This window comes from Gilliamella sp. N-G2, from assembly GCF_002142215.1.
In the GTDB taxonomy this organism is placed as follows: Bacteria; Pseudomonadota; Gammaproteobacteria; order Enterobacterales; family Orbaceae; genus Gilliamella.
Genome location: NZ_NAST01000026.1, coordinates 16698 through 33964 on the forward strand (window position 1 = coordinate 16698; position 17267 = coordinate 33964).

General features: G+C 34.0%; 17 protein-coding genes. 9 read left to right on the forward strand and 8 right to left on the reverse strand.

The window, feature by feature from the left end:
• The 4 genes from B6C99_RS10765 to B6C99_RS10780 all read left to right on the forward strand — a co-directional run bounded on the left by B6C99_RS10765 (window position 1) and on the right by B6C99_RS10780 (window position 4457).
• On the forward strand, window positions 1-840 hold the full coding sequence (locus B6C99_RS10765; protein ID WP_158092472.1) for a DmsC/YnfH family molybdoenzyme membrane anchor subunit: 840 nt from the start codon (window positions 1-3) through the stop codon (window positions 838-840).
• 61 nt (window positions 841-901) lie between these two features.
• The gene (locus B6C99_RS10770; protein WP_216819461.1) at window positions 902-1459 is read left to right on the forward strand and encodes a molecular chaperone; all 558 of its coding nucleotides are present in this window, start codon (window positions 902-904) and stop codon (window positions 1457-1459) included.
• A gap of 129 nt (window positions 1460-1588) precedes the next feature.
• Window positions 1589-2419, forward strand: a complete 831-nt coding sequence (gene ubiA / locus B6C99_RS10775) for a 4-hydroxybenzoate octaprenyltransferase (protein WP_086359826.1) — start codon at window positions 1589-1591, stop codon at window positions 2417-2419.
• A 697-nt stretch (window positions 2420-3116) separates the two neighbouring features.
• Window positions 3117-4457, forward strand: coding sequence for a hypothetical protein (locus B6C99_RS10780; RefSeq protein WP_086359827.1), 1341 nt, complete (start codon window positions 3117-3119; stop codon window positions 4455-4457).
• Between the two features lie 236 nt (window positions 4458-4693).
• Here the strand turns inward: B6C99_RS10780 and folP are convergent, their stop codons facing one another.
• The 3 genes from folP to rlmE form a co-directional block, all read right to left on the reverse strand.
• Window positions 4694-5533, reverse strand: a complete 840-nt coding sequence (gene folP, locus B6C99_RS10785; protein WP_086359828.1) for a dihydropteroate synthase — start codon at window positions 5531-5533, stop codon at window positions 4694-4696.
• A 152-nt stretch (window positions 5534-5685) separates the two neighbouring features.
• Entirely contained in the window at window positions 5686-7566 is a 1881-nt protein-coding gene (gene ftsH / locus B6C99_RS10790) for an ATP-dependent zinc metalloprotease FtsH (protein WP_086359829.1), read from the reverse strand.
• 75 nt (window positions 7567-7641) lie between these two features.
• On the reverse strand, window positions 7642-8268 hold the full coding sequence (gene rlmE, locus B6C99_RS10795) for a 23S rRNA (uridine(2552)-2'-O)-methyltransferase RlmE (protein ID WP_086359830.1): 627 nt from the start codon (window positions 8266-8268) through the stop codon (window positions 7642-7644).
• 98 nt (window positions 8269-8366) lie between these two features.
• On the opposite strand from rlmE, the gene yhbY reads away from it, so the two are divergent.
• Window positions 8367-8660 carry a ribosome assembly RNA-binding protein YhbY gene (gene yhbY / locus B6C99_RS10800; protein WP_086359831.1) on the forward strand — a complete coding sequence of 98 codons (294 nt, stop codon included), beginning with the start codon at window positions 8367-8369 and terminating at the stop codon, window positions 8658-8660.
• Between the two features lie 40 nt (window positions 8661-8700).
• Here yhbY and greA read toward each other — a convergent pair whose 3' ends face one another.
• Entirely contained in the window at window positions 8701-9177 is a 477-nt protein-coding gene (gene greA / locus B6C99_RS10805; protein ID WP_065578173.1) for a transcription elongation factor GreA, read from the reverse strand.
• Window positions 9178-9486: 309 nt separating this feature from the next.
• On the opposite strand from greA, the gene B6C99_RS10810 reads away from it, so the two are divergent.
• From B6C99_RS10810 to hslO, 3 genes are read left to right on the forward strand one after another with little or no spacing between them, the layout of a single operon-like run.
• Window positions 9487-11019, forward strand: a complete 1533-nt coding sequence (locus B6C99_RS10810; protein WP_143413967.1) for a hypothetical protein — start codon at window positions 9487-9489, stop codon at window positions 11017-11019.
• A 60-nt stretch (window positions 11020-11079) separates the two neighbouring features.
• On the forward strand, window positions 11080-11478 hold the full coding sequence (gene hslR, locus B6C99_RS10815) for a ribosome-associated heat shock protein Hsp15 (RefSeq protein WP_086359833.1): 399 nt from the start codon (window positions 11080-11082) through the stop codon (window positions 11476-11478).
• Window positions 11450-12343, forward strand: a complete 894-nt coding sequence (gene hslO / locus B6C99_RS10820) for an Hsp33 family molecular chaperone HslO (RefSeq protein ID WP_086359834.1) — start codon at window positions 11450-11452, stop codon at window positions 12341-12343. The genes hslR and hslO overlap by 29 nt, the downstream gene beginning before the upstream one ends.
• A 213-nt stretch (window positions 12344-12556) precedes the next feature.
• On the opposite strand, the gene tsaA is transcribed toward hslO, so the two are convergent.
• The 4 genes from tsaA to metN form a co-directional block, all read right to left on the reverse strand.
• A complete protein-coding gene (gene tsaA / locus B6C99_RS10825) occupies window positions 12557-13267 on the reverse strand; it encodes a tRNA (N6-threonylcarbamoyladenosine(37)-N6)-methyltransferase TrmO (RefSeq protein WP_086359840.1) in 711 nt (236 codons plus the stop codon).
• A gap of 84 nt (window positions 13268-13351) precedes the next feature.
• Entirely contained in the window at window positions 13352-14251 is a 900-nt protein-coding gene (gene metQ / locus B6C99_RS10830; RefSeq protein ID WP_086359835.1) for a methionine ABC transporter substrate-binding lipoprotein MetQ, read from the reverse strand.
• A gap of 14 nt (window positions 14252-14265) precedes the next feature.
• A complete protein-coding gene (locus B6C99_RS10835; protein ID WP_086359841.1) occupies window positions 14266-14907 on the reverse strand; it encodes a methionine ABC transporter permease in 642 nt (213 codons plus the stop codon).
• Between the two features lie 112 nt (window positions 14908-15019).
• Window positions 15020-16051, reverse strand: coding sequence for a methionine ABC transporter ATP-binding protein MetN (gene metN, locus B6C99_RS10840; RefSeq protein WP_086359836.1), 1032 nt, complete (start codon window positions 16049-16051; stop codon window positions 15020-15022).
• 118 nt (window positions 16052-16169) lie between these two features.
• Between metN and gmhB the strand changes: the two genes are divergently transcribed.
• Window positions 16170-16706, forward strand: a complete 537-nt coding sequence (gene gmhB / locus B6C99_RS10845; RefSeq protein ID WP_086359837.1) for a D-glycero-beta-D-manno-heptose 1,7-bisphosphate 7-phosphatase — start codon at window positions 16170-16172, stop codon at window positions 16704-16706.
• Window positions 16707-17267 lie beyond the last annotated feature (561 nt).

Genomic DNA, 17267 nt, shown 5'->3' on the forward strand with positions numbered 1-17267 from the left:
ATGCATGAACTTCCATTGGTATTTTTTACGATATTTGGGCAATTATCTGCAGGAATGATCCTACTTAGTAGTTTGTTTTATCTTGTTTATCGTTCAAAAACCAAATTAGTTATCACTCAAAAAATTAATGCAGTAGCGTTAATTTTCATGGCGATAGGTATGGCGATTGCATCATTTCACTTAGGCCAACCATTACGAGCATTCAATGTGATTTTTGGTATTGGCCGTTCACCAATGAGTAATGAAATTTTTACCTTTGGCTTATTATTTGCTATGACATTTGCTTTTGTCTTGCTTAACTATTTTGTCTTGTATCCAAATAGTACCAAATTACAAATCATCAAACCTCTGTGCCAAAAAATTAACCGTATACCACATTTAAACTATTTATTGGCTATGATCTTGGTTATTTTAAGCCTATTTTTTGTTTGGACCATTGTATTAACCTATATGTTAGCAACAATAAAAACGTGGAATAGTTGTTATACAGCGATACAAATGTATACTGCGATGTTGGTATTGGGGGGAGTTGCCGTTACTTGGTTAGGACTATATCGAATAGGTTATTGTGCTTTTTTTATTGGTAGTTTACTGATTCTGCTATTAAAAATGCCTTACTTAAAGCTAATGAGTGAAATTGCTCCAGACTTAACCTCTAATCAATATTGCTGGATAATAGTCCAGTGCGCATTATTAATTGTTTCTATCACATTGGTTTTATTTGCTATTTTAAGAAAGCAACATCAGACAATGATTTATCTATTGGCTTTTATTGGCGTATTTATCGCAGAAATTTGCGGACGTATAACTTTTTATAATTTGTGGATGATAACCGTTTAATTGTGCGGTAATTGATGGTAATGGCATAATTAATTGGCTGATCATTATAGGATTGAATAATTTGGATAATCTGACTTCTATCACATTGGCGAAATTATTAGGCGCCTTTTTTTATTATCCGCCTACCAGTAAACAAGTCGCTGGTTTAATTGATGGATTATTACAGCTAGATCAGTTAGCAAAGTGGCCAAACCAACAATTAGTAACTGAACAATGCCAAATCTTGAGTACTCAGATACAGCATCCAGAAATAGAATATCAATTTTCACTATTATTTGAAGGGCAAGGCATTATGTCGGCGCCACCTTGGGGTTCAGTCTATTTAGATCAAGAAAAACTACTAATGGGTGAATCACAAGAACGCTATCGTGAATTTTTACAGCAGCAAGGGTTGATTCTTGATACGGGTATGAATGAGCCAGAAGATCAGTTTGGATTGATGTTAATGGCATATGCGATACTACTAGAAAAGCAGCAATTTGCTGCTGCACAGCAGTTAATGACCGAATACCTTTTAAGTTGGGCACCAATGTATTTGGATTGCTTAAAACAAAATCAAGTCAGTCTATTCTATCAAGCATTAGCGATTATTGCAGAACAATATTTGCAAATGATATAACTCTGGCTATATAGCAAATAAAGCGCTCACTTATTTATTTAAGCCAAAATATGCATTGATAGCTGTTGTTTGCAGCTTTTTAAGGAACAGGTATAATCCGCCTATTATGATTCAGGACAATGACAACCTATGTTAGCTTATTTACAACTGATGCGATTAGACAAGCCAATTGGTTCCTTACTACTACTTTGGCCAACATTGTGGGCGATTTGGCTTGCTACATCTACGCCATCTATTCATGTTGTTGTTGTGTTTGTTGTTGGCGTGATCGTGATGCGTTCTGCTGGCTGCGTGGTTAATGATTACGCTGATCGGCATTTTGATGGTAAAGTCGAACGCACTAAGAATCGTCCTCTCGCTCGTGGCGCATTAAGCGAAAAAAATGCCTTATACACTTTATTCGTATTACTGCTTATTGCGCTTGGTTTATTGCTTACTTTGGATAAATTAACTTGGTTAATGGCTGGTTTTGCATTAATCACAGCAATGATTTATCCATTTATGAAACGTTACACACATTTACCCCAAGTGACTTTAGGCATTGCCTTTAGCTGGGGAATTCCGATGGCCTACGCGGCAACAATAGCTCAATTTCCGATAACTTGTTGGTTACTGTGTCTAGCTAATGTATGTTGGACAATAGCTTATGATACCGAATATGCTATGGTTGATCGCGATGACGATCTTAAAATAGGTATCAAGTCCACAGCTATCCTATTTGGTAACTATGACAAGTTTATTATTGGATTACTGCAAATCATAACCTTAGTTTGCCTTGCATTGATCGGTATAAACAATCATTTTCAGCAATTTTATTATATTGGTTTAATCATCGCCTTATTGCTATTTATCTATCAACAATGGTTAATCAAAGACCGTGATAGAAGAAATTGTTTTAAAGCGTTTATGAATAATAATTATATAGGATTGTTTATATTTATCGCGATCTTGATTAGTTAAAAACAGATTTACCATCATTATTTAACTTTCATCGCGGATATTAATCGCTTTAAACGATATATCTTAAATTGTAAACGCGTTACTTATTAAAAAGTAAAATGGTGGTATAGACTCCTCAATATTTTTTACAAAAAGACCTTTTAACGTAATTCTATTACCAAGTAGCAGTATTATTTAGAAGGAGTATATTATTTATTGGTAATAAAGTTGTTTCTTGATGATATATAAAAACATAATTTATTGATAATTATTAATAAAATAAAAATGATATTTTCTTTACTATTCTTAACAAAGTTTAAACTAAAAAAAGTAGGCAAAAATTTTTTAAATGATATACTTTAAAAAACAGACAGATTCAGTCTGTTTTATAGGCAAATAAACGTAAAAATCAATAAAAAACAAAAAAATACTTGATATGAGTGGTTGTTATGCGTTATAATTTTGGACACCAGACACCAGACACCAGCGCTGGCAGCAAAAATTAGTAATATTTTTTAAATATCGCTTAAGATATATTCAAATTCATCGCTTTATTCTCAAGTGGTCATTAGATTGCCAAAAATTATCAAGCATATCTACTGTATGGGTTGCATGTTTTGATTTATGTATATTTTCATTATTGCAGTCCCAATTAAAATCATCCTTATTTTATTCTTTTAATGTTGTAATAAGATGTTTTAGTAAATTATTACCCATATTGTTAATACTATTATTACTTTACTCTCCTAATTCAATCAGTTTATCTGCATTTACCGCAAACATTGTCGAAGGTAATGCTCCTGAGGTAATCAATACTAATACAGCGGCTAATAAGCATGGATTTACGGTAAATGGTGTATTTTATAGTGAATCGAGCGGAAATATTAACAGTGATGAAATTAAGGAATTTGCGGGTGATTTAAAGTTGAGTGATTTTGAGATAAGAAATTTTACTAATAATTTATTAAGTGAAGATCTTAATTTTATAGATATCGATGGTGATTATGCTGATCCTTTAAATTCTTTTACTGTAACTACGACAAAACATGTATGGTCAGATGCAAATGGTAGCGTATTGACAGATGAAGATAAAATTATAGGTTGTGGTAGTGGCTTTCCAATGCCATTAAAATTGAAAATTTATATAAGTGCACAGACTATTTCTCAATATGGTGTTCCTAATAAAAGTGACTATGTACCGATAACTAAAGTTTATCAAATAGCCCCAAAAGCAGTTTTATGCTACGCCAAACCATATTCCATTGAAAAAAATGGCAACTATCAATGGATAGGGCATATTCCAACAAGTAGTTCAAAGGAGTGGGATGCTGTATTGAATGATAAATTATATGCAACGCCAAGCCCTCTAACCGGTGGGGGGTATTCAGCTGATTATGTTCCAAATTGGGGGTTTAAGGTAGAACCAAGTGAATCTAATGGAAAAAAATTCCCAACAACAGGGTTTCCTGGTGCTAAATTTCAATTAATTGTCTCTGGAGCACAGAGTGATTATATTTTCAGTTTACCAATTAATTCTGGTAACCAAGTCAGTATTGATCAACAAGGATATGTGATATTAAAAGGAAAACCTACCGGAAATGTGACGATACGAGCGACACTTAAACGAAACCCATCTATTCAGTTGGATTACTCTTTCAATCCAACTAATCCATGGGTAGTTCCTTATGACTCAATGGTTAGTTATGAATCAGCCGTACAAAAATGTGGTGGTGTTGATAAATTGTTAACACGAGCTGAATTAAGTAATTCACCTCAAGCTTTTGACTATGAAAAAAATAGAGATATAGTTATTTCTAATGCTTATACTCGGAAAATTGGTCCATTATTTGCTGAATGGGGATGGACAACAAAATCATCCTATCCGGAATCGAAATGGCAAGAATATTCTCCACCACCTAATTTTGTAGGGCGTTATTGGACATCAGAAAAAAGAGCTAATGGTACATGGTTAGTTGTTCATAATCATGATGGATTTGTAGGACATTATCCTGCTAAGGCTGCTGATATAATTGAAGGCAACCCTCTTTGTAGAGAATAGTCATTGCATAATATTGTGATAAAGACTACTCAATATTTTTTACAAGATTATTCTCAATTTTTTAAATTATTTCATTTAATTTACTAGCTTCGTCTTAAATATAAATGTTTTTGAGGCCAAGGTAGGTGTTTGCCTACCTTTTTTGTTTAATAGATTACTTGTAGCAAAACAGAAAATATTATTTGTAGCATAATGGTATAGACTCCTTAATATTTTTTACATCTATACCAGCTAATTTATAGATTTTGTTCTGCTAATGTGGCTTGCACTATTCGCATAGCATCAAAGGTTTCTTTGACATCATGAACACGGATAATTTGAGCTCCTTTCATTGCAGCAATAACTGCACAAGAAACACTACCTAATACACGTTCTTTAGGGGGAACATTTAGTACTTGCCCGACCATCGATTTTCTTGACATGCCAACCAAAATAGGCAAATTGAAGTGATGGAATTTTTCCAGTGTAGCCAATAGACGATAGTTATGGGCTAACGTTTTGCCAAACCCGAAGCCTGGATCAAGGATGATTTTTTCCCGAGCAATGCCAGCAGTTACACATCGTTGGATATGTTCAGCAAAAAATGAATCGACTTCTTGATAGATATCTTGTTGGTAGTGAGGTGCATTTTGCATAGTTTTCGGATCACCTTGCATATGCATAATACATACTGGTAATTCAGTTTTTTGTGCTGCTTGTAATGCTCCTGGTAAAGTTAATGCCCGAATATCATTAATTAAATGTGCACCAGCATTAGCAGCTTCTGTGATCACCTCTGGTTTTGATGTATCAACTGAAATCCAAACGTCAAAATAGCGAGCAATTTTTTCCACTAGCGGTATAACCCGATCAAGTTCTTCACTGGTTGAAACATCAGCCGCACCAGGTCGAGTTGATTCTCCACCAACATCAATAAAGGTTGCACCAGCTTGAATCATATTATCAACTCGCCGCATCGCATCATCAAGATTGTTGTAATTACCGCCGTCAGAAAAAGAATCTGGCGTCATATTAACAATTCCCATTACTTGAGGAAAAGAGAGATCCATTACGTGATTTTGAAAACGAATTTCCATGATTTTAGGCCTTATTTTATTAATATTTTTAATGCTAATTGCACTGTTTCAATGCTGAAGTATGATTGTTAGTACTGGTTTATTATTTTACAAAATTAATTGCTGTTGGATGATAAAAAACGCGCCGAAGCGCGTTTTAGATTTAGTCGTAATTAATTTTCTGATTGAGGTGGTATGTCTGTTCCCTCATTTGGTATCTCTTTTGCTGCTTGTTCATCACTTTCAGTCCAATCTTCTGGAGCAGTAATTGGTCTACGAGCAATCAAATCAGCAACTTGTTTTGCGCCAATGGTTTCGTATTTCATTAATGCATCTTTCATTGCATGAAGTACGTCCATATTTTCAGTTAAAATTTTACGTGCTCGTTCAAAGTTACGATCGATAATTTTTTTAACTTCTTCATCAATAATTCGCGCAGTTTCATCAGAGATATCTTTTGGTCGTCCATAAGATGAATTATCATCCATTTCATAGAATAACGGACCTAAACGATCAGAAAAGCCCCATTGGGTAACCATTGCTCTGGCATATTGAGTGGCAACTTTAATATCGTTTGATGCTCCTGTTGAAACTTTATCAACACCATAAATCAGTTCTTCGGCAAGACGTCCACCATATAGTGTGGCAATATCACCTTCTAGTTTTTCTCGGCTTTCACTAACCCGATCACCTTCAGGTAAGAAGAACGTTACCCCTAATGCTCGGCCACGGGGGATGATAGTTACTTTATGGATTGGATCATGATCAGGCATTAAATAACCGATAATGGCGTGTCCAGCCTCATGATAAGCGGTTGAGATAAGTTGCTCTTGTGTCATGGTTAACGAACGTCGCTCTGTACCCATATTGATCTTATCTTTAGCTTCTTCAAATTCGTCCATAGTGACCAAACGTTTGTTACGACGAGCTGCAAATAGTGCTGCCTCATTGACTAGGTTTGCCAATTCTGCACCAGAATAACCTGGGGTACCACGAGCAAGCACCGATAAATTAACATCAGAACCAAGTGGCACTTTTTGCACATGAACTGCTAGAATTTGTTCACGACCTTTCATATCCGGTAAGCCAATTTGTACTTGGCGGTCAAAACGACCTGGACGAAGTAAGGCTGGATCTAGAATATCAACACGATTGGTTGCAGCAATAATGATAATGCCACTATTAGCTTCGAAACCATCCATTTCAACTAACATTTGGTTAAGAGTTTGTTCGCGTTCGTCATGACCACCCATTGAGCCGGCACCACGTTTACGTCCAACAGCATCGATTTCATCAATAAAGATAATACATGGTGAATGTTTACGTGCTTGTTCAAATAGATCACGGACACGTGAAGCACCGACCCCAACAAACATTTCAACAAAGTCTGAACCAGAAATACTAAAGAAAGGTACATTTGCTTCACCAGCGATGGCTTTAGCTAGTAATGTTTTACCGGTACCTGGCGGTCCAACCATTAAAATACCTTTTGGAATACGACCACCAAGTTTTTGATATTTTCCAGGATCTCTTAAAAAATCGACAACTTCGGTAACTTCTTGTTTCGCTTCTTCACTACCTGCAACATCGCTAAATTTAGTCTTAACTTGGTCAGGTGTTAACATTTTAGCTTTACTTTTACCTACCGACATTGGCCCACCTTTACCACCGCCTTGCATCTGGCGCATGATAAAGAACCAGAAACCAAGTAGTAAAATAATCGGGAACCAAGAGATTAAAATGTTAACTAATAGGCTTGGTTTTTCGTCTGGGCTACCATAGACCGCAATATCATTTAATACCAAATTATCAACTAATTTTTCATCAAAATAAGGTATATAAGTAACATAATTATTACTACCCTTAGTAGTAGCAACAATTTCGCGACCATTTATATGCACTTCTTTAAGTTTGCCACCCGTTACATCCGCATTAAATTTGGTGTAATCGACTTGAGGGCCGCTATTGGATATTGAGCTGAATTGACCGAAGACAGCAATCAATACGACGGCGATAACACCCCAGATCAGTAAATTCTTTACCATGTCGTTCAAAAGAAAAACCTCTCATAAAATTAATAGTTACGACTAAAATTAACCAAGTATGGTACTACAAAATTGTACGGCTGGCTACTTCATCCCCATTGCAACAATATATACTTCTCGAGATCTTGCTCGTGAAGCTTCAGGTTTACGAATTTTGACTGTTTTAAACAGTGATCTTACTGTTTTTAGATACTCTTCAAAACCTTCACCTTGGAATACTTTAACGATAAAACTACCATTTGGAGCAAGAACGTCTTTACACATATCTAATGCCAGTTCAACTAAATACATAGCTCTTGGTATATCAACGGCAGGTTGCCCACTCATATTTGGTGCCATGTCAGACATAACAACTTGTACTTTTTCTTCACCAACTCGCTCAAGTAGGGCATTTAATACCGCTTCATCACGAAAATCACCTTGCAGAAAGTCAACGCCAACGATGGGATCCATCTGTAATAAATCACAGGCAATAATTCGTCCTTTATTTCCAATGAGTGATGCAACATATTGTGACCATCCTCCTGGCGCAGCGCCTAAATCCACCACAGTAATTCCCGGTTTGAATAATTTGTCACTTTTTTGTATTTCTTCTAATTTGAACCATGCTCTGGATCTCAGGCCTTTCTTTTGTGCTTGTTGCACAAAACGATCGTTAAAATGTTCATTAAGCCAACGAGTAGAGCTTGCTGAGCGTTTTTTGTTACTCACAGAGAATAAATCCTTAATGTAATGAGGTCACTTCAATTGATTACAAATATATATAAGGGTAGAATAGCAAAATTACAACTTAATGTGATAAAAAATTAATGAATTTATCGAATAAACAAAAACAGTATTTAAAAAGTGAAGCTCATCATTTAAAACCAATAGTGATGATTGGGGCTAATGGATTTACCGAAGGTGTGCTAGCAGAAATTGAAAATGCCTTAAATTTCCATGAGTTAATAAAAGTTAAAGTATCCACTGAAGATCGTGAAACTAAAAAGTTAATTTGTGAAGCAATCATCCGCGAAACCAAAGCTTTAGCTGTTCAACAGGTGGGTTCTATTTTTACGATATACAGACCGAGTGAAGATAAAAAAATTACACTACCAAAATAAAAAATAGGGCTAATCGCCCTATTTTTTTGCAACAGTTTAATTAAATATATTCAACTTTAACAATATCGAATTCAACATCACCACCTGGTGTTTTAATTTGTACTGTATCACCATCTTCCTTGCCAATAAGTCCACGAGCAATCGGTGAATTAACTGAAATTAGATTCTGTTTATAATCCGCTTCATCGTCGCCAACAATTCGGTAGGTTGTTTCTTCATCGGTATCAATATTCACTACGGTAACTGTGGCACCAAATATAATGCGACCGGTATTTTTAACTTTAGTGATATCGATAATTTGTGCTTGAGATAATTTACCTTCGATTTCTTGAATACGACCTTCACAGAATCCTTGCTGTTCTCTCGCTGCATGATATTCAGCGTTTTCTTTCAAATCGCCGTGTGCCCTAGCTTCAGCAATAGCGGCAGTAATTTGAGGTCTTTTTACATTTTTAAGTTCTTCAAGTTCTGCACGTAATAATTCGGCTCCCTTTACTGTCATTGGGATCTGTTTCATCTCGTTTTTTCCTATTTATATAGTAAATAAAAAGAATAACAAATGTTCATCTTAATCAAAAGAGAGATAAATTATTAATTTGGTTTGTTATTCTAATGTTGCAATTGGCTTTAGTTATATATTAACTTCAAAACTGGTTTAACAACAAATCATTTATAGCAAAATCAAGTGCTATTTTAATCAAAATCGGGTATCGTAATACAATTCAACCCTTTATTCTAACTATTTAGCTTATTTATGAGACGATTACGATTTAGTTTAATCATCCTTTTTTCGATTTTCTGGTTGTTAATTGTACTTGGCTATTTTTTGTTACAGACCAATTGGGGAGCCAAAATAGTAAGCCAACAATTATCAAAGCTAAGTGCCTATTCTATTACAATTGGCAAAATAAATCATTCCTTTGCTAATTTTTATGAGTTAAGTGTTGATAATTTATTGATAAAAAAAGATCAGCAAGAGGTTGCTAATATTGGCAAATTAATCATTGGATTCGATAAGCAAAATTTGTGGCAATTCCATCATTTTAATTATATTAATGTTATTGATGGCACGCTAGATGGTTCTCAAATCAGCCAATCGATGTTTACGGCCAATATGTTACGGTTTTATAACACAACCTTAAATTTTTCATTGAATAATGCTCAAGCCCCATTGTTATTACAACAAATTAATGGTGGTATAAAACCGTTTGATTTGCCAAGTAAACAACCATATCAATTCGATTTTACTGCCCAGCAAGTATTATTTAAGCAAATGGCTGTAAATAGTGTGTTACTGCAAGGATATTATCGTGATGGTATCACTTCAATTACTAATTTAGGTGGTAATATTGATAATGGTTTTTTTGTTAGTAAATTAAAAATGCTAGCAGATGGTAGTTTGGATATAGCACAATTAAAATTAAACAATATACATTTTAATGTCAATAATGAGACTGATTTAAACAGATATTTATCTGAACTGCCAAAGTTCAAATTACAAGAATTTTCAATCTTTGATAGTAATATTCAATTGCCTAATTTAACCATTGAAAAGGGTAATATAGACATCACCAATATTGATTATGATAATCAATGGCAGCTAAAACAAAGTAATTTCATTATTAGTGCTGATAATGTTGTCTGGTTTGATGAAAAACTTTCATCATTATTACTGCAATTATCTTGCAAGGATGATGAAGTAGACATTTTAAAAGCGGTTGCCGGGTGGAATGACGGTAATATCCATTTAACTGGTAACTGGAAAAACAATTCATTACATCTGAAAAAATTATTACTAGCAGGTATTAATTATCAGTTACCCGATAACTTAAAACAACGATTATTACCTAATATATTTAACCAAGTCGATATTGATCAGTTAATTGTTTTGCCAAGTACATTAACCAGCACTAAATCAGATTATCCATTTAATCTTACTAGTTTTTATGTTTCTGGAACCAACATTAGGTTAGTGGAAGATAAAAAGTTTGGCATATATTCAGGCTCGTTATTTTTTAAAGCTAATGATGCAACAATTAATAAAATTGCGATTAAATATCCTAATTTGTCGGTGAGTTTTGATAGTCAGCATCGAGCATTATTAAGTTTTAGCGCATTAATTAATAGTGGTCAGCTTGATGCAACTGCAACTATAAATCCTTTGCAAACCGAGTTTGAATCATTACATATTATTGCTAAAGGGATTACTAGTGAACTGTTAAATCGATGGAAGTTAGTTCAAACTTCGCCTGAATCATCAAGTTATCGTGTTGATTTACATGGTGAAATTTCACCATTTAGCCTATCTGGTGCATTTTTTACTAACGATAATGAGTATTCAATTCATTCACAACATTGATTTTAATAAAATTATCCTTATATCTGTTTTGAGATTTATTTAGTTTTAAATGAGGAAACGATGTATCTAGTAAGATTAGATAAATGGTTATGGGCGGCTCGGTTTTATAAAACTCGTTCCATCGCTCGTGACATGATTGATGGTGGCAAAGTCCACTATAATGGTCAACGAGCAAAACCAAGCAAAATTGTTGAAGTTGGAGCTATATTAACCCTTAGACAGGGCAATGAACAAAAAACAATTCGTGTCTTAGCTATTAGTGATCAACGTAGGCCGGCTAGAGAAGCAGAATATCTTTACCAAGAGACTTTTGAAAGCATCACTAAACGAGAAAATATTGCTGAGGCTAGAAAACTTAATGCATTAACTATGCCGCATCCTGATCGAAGACCAGATAAAAAAGAGCGGCGAACATTAATTAAATTTAAATATGATAGACAACAAGGCGACAAGAATTAATATGGATACTTTAAATCGGTTTTTATTTGATAATCATTCGGTTCGTGGTGAAATTACTCGACTTGAAAATACCTACCAAGCAATTTTAGAAAACCATACTTATCCTATAGCTGTACAAAATTTATTAGGTGAATTGTTAGTAGCAACCAGTTTATTAACCGCGACTTTAAAATTTGATGGTGATATAGCGGTACAATTACAAGGTGATGGTCCGCTGACATTAGCGGTAGTAAATGGTAACAATGAACAGCAACTACGTGGTGTTGCACGAGTTAATAGTGAAATTGCAGATGATGCTACACTTAAAGAGATGGTTGGTAACGGCTATATTGTCATTACCATAACACCTAAAAAAGGAGAGCGTTATCAAGGTATTGTTGGTCTTGAAAAAGACACTTTAATTGGTTGTATAGAAAATTACTTTATGCAATCTGAACAACTTCCTACCCGTTTATTTGTCAAAACAGGGGTTTATAATAACAAACCTATGGCAGCAGGTATTTTATTACAAGTATTACCGGCAAATGAAGATATTGAACAATCATTCGAACATCTCTGTGCATTGACGGAGACTATCACTAGTGATGAATTATTTCAATTGCCAACTGATGAGATATTATATCGTCTTTATAATCAAGAAGAAGTTCGTTTATTTGAGACGCATGATATTGTGTTTAAGTGTGGTTGTTCACGACAACGTTGCGAAGATAGCTTAATGACATTACCAGCTAACGAAGTTGATGATATTCTCAATGAAGATGATGGTAAGATTGATATTCATTGTGATTATTGCGGTAAACATTATCTATTCGATGCTATTGATATAGCAGAGTTAAGAAGCAAGAAAATTAATAATTATCATTGAGCTATAAAATAGCCACTAAAATTATTAAATTTGAGTGGCAAAGTGAAATATAGGGAATTAAACCCGTAGTTAATTTATCAAAATAATTTCAACTCACCAAATTAATATTATCGGTTTCGCGGAACTTTTTTGTAAATTATCTTTACAAATAGATCGATTAATATTCTGCATATGCGACATCAATAATTTATTTTTATAAAAGTATCTGTATGATTAACTAATTATCTGAATATTTTCCACAATGGCATCATGTCCTAATACTTTCCAAGTTATATTGAAATGATATAGAGTAATCGCGTAGCTTTGCTCATGAAGACTTTTTTGTTTATAAGCTGGCCTTGGATCCTGAGAAATAACTTGTTCGATTAGTTCGCTTAGTTGTGGATAATTCTGTAGTTGGCTTTGTAAAAATATGTCAGCTTCAGATGAAAATGTTACCTTAAGTTTTAGTGTTGGAAGCTGCTGCGCATAACCAGCTATTGCCTCTGGATGACTATCGCAATAAGGTAAGTAGGGTTTTATATCAATTATCGGTGTACCATTTACTAGATCCAAACTGCCTAATTTTAATATCACCTGCTTTTTTTCAATAATAATATCTAGTAATTCAACGACTGAGAGCCCAATATTATTGGGTCTAAATGGTGATCTTGTCGCAAATACACCTAAACTTTTATTGCCACCTAAACGAGGAGGACGGACAGTTAATTTTTGTTTATTAGCATCAATATGATGAAAATGAAATAATAACCATATATGTGAAAACTGTTCTAATCCCTTAATACTCATAGGATCATTAAATCCATCTAGCAAATGTAGTTCACCTTCAGCTGCTGTTACAAGATTCGGTTGGCGTGGTACAGCAAATTTTTCAGTATAGGGTGAGTGAATGATGCCAATTGGTTCAAATTGAAATGTCATTATTGAATTATTGTGTAATTGTTTTAAAAGTACTCCCATCGACAATAGTCGACGGGAGTAAGTTAATCATAGTTTGCGAATGGACTATTACCAACCACGAATTGCGCCACCTTTGAAAATTTCATCGGCTTTTTTAGCTACAGCATCAGTTTGGTATGCTTTAACAAAGTTTTTCACGTTTTCATTATCTTTGTCAACCTCACGCGAAACGATGATGTTTACATAAGGTGATTCTTTATCCTCAACAAATACACCGTCTTTACTTGGTGTTAAATTTGCTTGTCCAGCAAATGCATTATTAATAATAGCAAGATCGATTTGTGCATCATCAAGTGAACGAGGAAGCATTGGAGCTTCAAGTTCTACAATTTTATACTCATATGGGTTACTAGTGATATCAAGTACAGTTGGTAATAAGCCTTTTTCTTTATCAACAGTAATTAAACCTTCATGTTGTAATAAAAGTAATGCTCGACCTAAATTGGTAGGATCATTAGGGATAGCAATTGTTGATTTAGCTGGAATAAAGAATGTTTCGCCACGAGGTGAAGTCACTTTTACTCCTTCGCCTGTTTCATTGTTATTATCAATCGGTTTTAATTTGTGTGAGTAACTTGCAATAGGATAAACAAATGAATTACCAACAACAGTTAATTTATAACCTCTTTCTTTGATTTGTTCATCTAAATATGGTTTATGTTGAAAAGCGTTAACATCAATTAATCCATCGTTTAATGCTTGATTAGGAGTAACGTAATCATTGAAAATGACGAGTTCAACATCCAAATTATAAAGATTTTTTGCTTGTTGTTTAGCTACTTCTGCTACTTCTTGTTCAGGGCCAGAAATTACGCCAACTTTAATAGTGCTTACTTTGGTTGGTTCAGTAGGTTTGTTATCAGTTGCAGATGATTGTTTATCATCACAACCGGTTAAGAAAAATGCACTTACCAATGTGGTAATTAATGCTAATTTTTTTATAGACATAACTTTCTCCAAAATTAATAATGGGTAACGCGTTTAACAATAGTATTGCCAATAAATTGAATTATAAAGACGATAATAATTAAAATAACTAAAACTGTGTTCATTATAGCAGGCTTATAACCATTGTAACCATATTGAATAGCAAGTTGGCCTAATCCTCCTGCCCCTACTGCCCCGGCCATTGCAATATATCCAGTTAGTGTAATGAGTGTAATGGTCATACTATTAACAATGACAGGTAATGCCTCAGGTAATAGAACTTTATAGACTATTTGTAATGGTGTCGCGCCCATAGAACGAGAGGCTTCAATTAATCCTTTGGGTACATCAAGTAAAGCATTTTCAATCATTCTTGCAATTAATGGTGATACACCTATACTTAGGGGAACTATGGCAGCTTGTTTTCCTATAAACGTTCCCATTAAAATTGTTGTGAAAGGAATAATCCATACAATTAATATAATAAAAGGTATTGAACGGAAAACGTTGGTTACAAATGAAATGACATTATTTGCTATATAAGAATCTAATATTTGTCCTTTTCGGGTAGTATAAAGTAAAATACCAATAGGTAATCCGATAATGGTGCCCCAAAAACCAGATAAGATAACCATATAAATGGTTTCATCAGTAGCTTGAGCCATTTTGAATAGCATTGCTTCATTAAAGCCATTAAATGATGAACAAAAAGTAACAAAATCTGCCCAGAAACTATGTTTAGCTAAATAACGAAATAGTGATTCAAATGGTTCAAATGATGGAAGAAAATCAGACATAACCTAGCACCTCAACTTTAGTATTATTCTTTTCTAAAAACGCAATTGCCGATGCAGTACTTTTTTGTTTGCCTTTCATTTCTGTCAACATTAAACCAAATTTAACACCGCCAGCATAGTCCATTTGAGCGCTAATAATATTACTATCCACTTCAAATTCTTTCGCTATTTGCGATAGTAATGGTAAATCAACCGAAACTCCTGTGAACTCCATGCGAACCAGCGGATTAAGTCCTTCTTTATGTTCTGGTATCAGTCTGGCTAAATAGTCATCTGGAATTGTAAGGTGCAATGTCGATTGAATAAATTGTCTTGCAATATCCGTTTTTGCATGTGAAAACATCTCGCCAACTGAAGATTGTTCAACTAACTCACCATTACTAATTACTGCTACTTGGTCACAAATCTGTTTAACTACATCCATCTCGTGAGTGATTAATAAAATGGTTAAGCCTAGTTTCTGGTTGATATCTTTTAATAATTCTAAAATAGAACGAGTTGTCTCTGGGTCAAGAGCACTCGTTGCTTCATCACATAATAATACTTTTGGATCACTGGCTAGTGCTCTAGCAATAGCTACACGTTGTTTTTGTCCACCAGATAAATTAGCTGGATAAACATTTGCTTTTTCACTTAAACCAACAAGATCAATAAGTTCATTTACTTTTTGTTTAATGATTGCTTTAGGTGTTTTATTTAGTTCAAGAGGAAAAGCAATATTATCAAATACCGTTCTAGAAGAAAGTAAATTGAAATGTTGAAAAATCATGCTAATTTTTCGACGAACTTCAATTAATTTTCGATTAGATAAATGAGTGATATCTTGGTTATCAAAAAATATTTTTCCACTTGTTGGTTTTTCTAACAAGTTAACGCAACGTATTAATGTACTTTTACCTGCGCCGGATTTGCCAATCACACCATAAATTTTACCTTCTGGAACATGTAGTGAAATGTCCTTTAAGGCATGAATAATGTTTTTATTTTGCTCAAATGTCTTTGAGATATGTTCTAATTTTATCATGAGATATAACAACAAAAATTTGAATAGATAAATATTAAGACGTCTAGACATCTAAGTCAATCAATAATATCCTATATAAAGTAAGATAGACACGCCTATAAAAGGAAGATAATTAAACATGAAACCAGCTATATTTTTAGATCGAGATGGTACCATTAATATAGATTATAATTATGTGCACACGATTGATAAGTTTCACTTTATTGATGGTGTGATTGAAGCAATGCAAGAGCTCAAAAAGATGGGTTTTTTACTTGTTATCACCACTAACCAATCAGGTATTGCGAGAAATATATTTACTGATGAACAATTCAATACGTTAACCGAATGGATGGATTGGTCACTACAAGACCGTGGTGTGGATTTAGATGGTGTCTATTATTGTCCTCATGATCCACTAGTTGATGATTGTGAATGTCGAAAACCAAGTCCCGGGATGATTCAAACCGCCGCTAAAGAACTCAATATCGATATTGCAAATTCTTATATGGTTGGTGATAGGGTTTCTGACTTGTTATCAGGAAAACGAGCTGGGGTTAAAAAAACAGTATTAGTTAAAACCGGTGATGAAATAACTGAAGAGGCGTTAGCACAAGCAGATTGGTTAATTGATAGTTTAGCTGATTTACCGAAAAAGATTAAAGCAGGATTATAATAGAACCACAGCATTTAATTTAAACGCTGTATATTTTTAATAATGATGAATGATGTGAATGTTAATTTGCAAATAGGGCATTAATTAATAATACAACTATATTCGCTATTCTATTTATGATGAGAGAATAATGAAAACAATAGAAAGTAAGGCTATATAGCTGGGTGTTCAAAAGGAAATGGTTATGGATATCGTTATTTAGGCGATAGTTATTTTAAATTTTGCCATTTGATTTTTCTTTTATTAAAGAATTTAACTAACAAAATAAAAATTAAAAAGGTGAAATTGCTACAAAATGTATCATTTCAGTTTGTTTTTAGCTCGTCTTGTGTAAAAAAAAGCCAAACAAAAATAAATTTGCAATAATCACTTGCGAAAAAAAAAGAAGTGCCTATAATGCGCATCCACTGACACGGTGTCAGCGACAGGCAGATAAAGGTCGTGTTAGTGAGCAAGGTCAAAAATTTTAAAAAAAGATCTTGACGAATAAAAAGGTGTAGCGTAGTATACGCAGCCCTTGAGACAGCAAACTGAAACAAGAAATTGTGAAGTAAATTAAAA

Bases quoted from the DNA above. Each gene is read 5' to 3' on its own strand.
- B6C99_RS10765 (WP_158092472.1), top strand. From the start codon at position 1: ATGCATGAACTTCCATTGGTATTTTTTACGATATTTGGGCAATTATCT.
- ubiA (WP_086359826.1), top strand. From the start codon at position 1,589: ATGTTAGCTTATTTACAACTGATGCGATTAGACAAGCCAATTGGTTCC.
- folP (WP_086359828.1), bottom strand. From the start codon at position 5,533: ATGGAAATTCGTTTTCAAAATCACGTAATGGATCTCTCTTTTCCTCAA.
- yhbY (WP_086359831.1), top strand. From the start codon at position 8,367: ATGAATTTATCGAATAAACAAAAACAGTATTTAAAAAGTGAAGCTCAT.
- greA (WP_065578173.1), bottom strand. From the start codon at position 9,177: ATGAAACAGATCCCAATGACAGTAAAGGGAGCCGAATTATTACGTGCA.
- hslR (WP_086359833.1), top strand. From the start codon at position 11,080: ATGTATCTAGTAAGATTAGATAAATGGTTATGGGCGGCTCGGTTTTAT.
- hslO (WP_086359834.1), top strand. From the start codon at position 11,450: ATGATAGACAACAAGGCGACAAGAATTAATATGGATACTTTAAATCGG.
- metQ (WP_086359835.1), bottom strand. From the start codon at position 14,251: ATGTCTATAAAAAAATTAGCATTAATTACCACATTGGTAAGTGCATTT.
- B6C99_RS10835 (WP_086359841.1), bottom strand. From the start codon at position 14,907: ATGCTATTCAAAATGGCTCAAGCTACTGATGAAACCATTTATATGGTT.
- metN (WP_086359836.1), bottom strand. From the start codon at position 16,051: ATGATAAAATTAGAACATATCTCAAAGACATTTGAGCAAAATAAAAAC.
- gmhB (WP_086359837.1), top strand. From the start codon at position 16,170: ATGAAACCAGCTATATTTTTAGATCGAGATGGTACCATTAATATAGAT.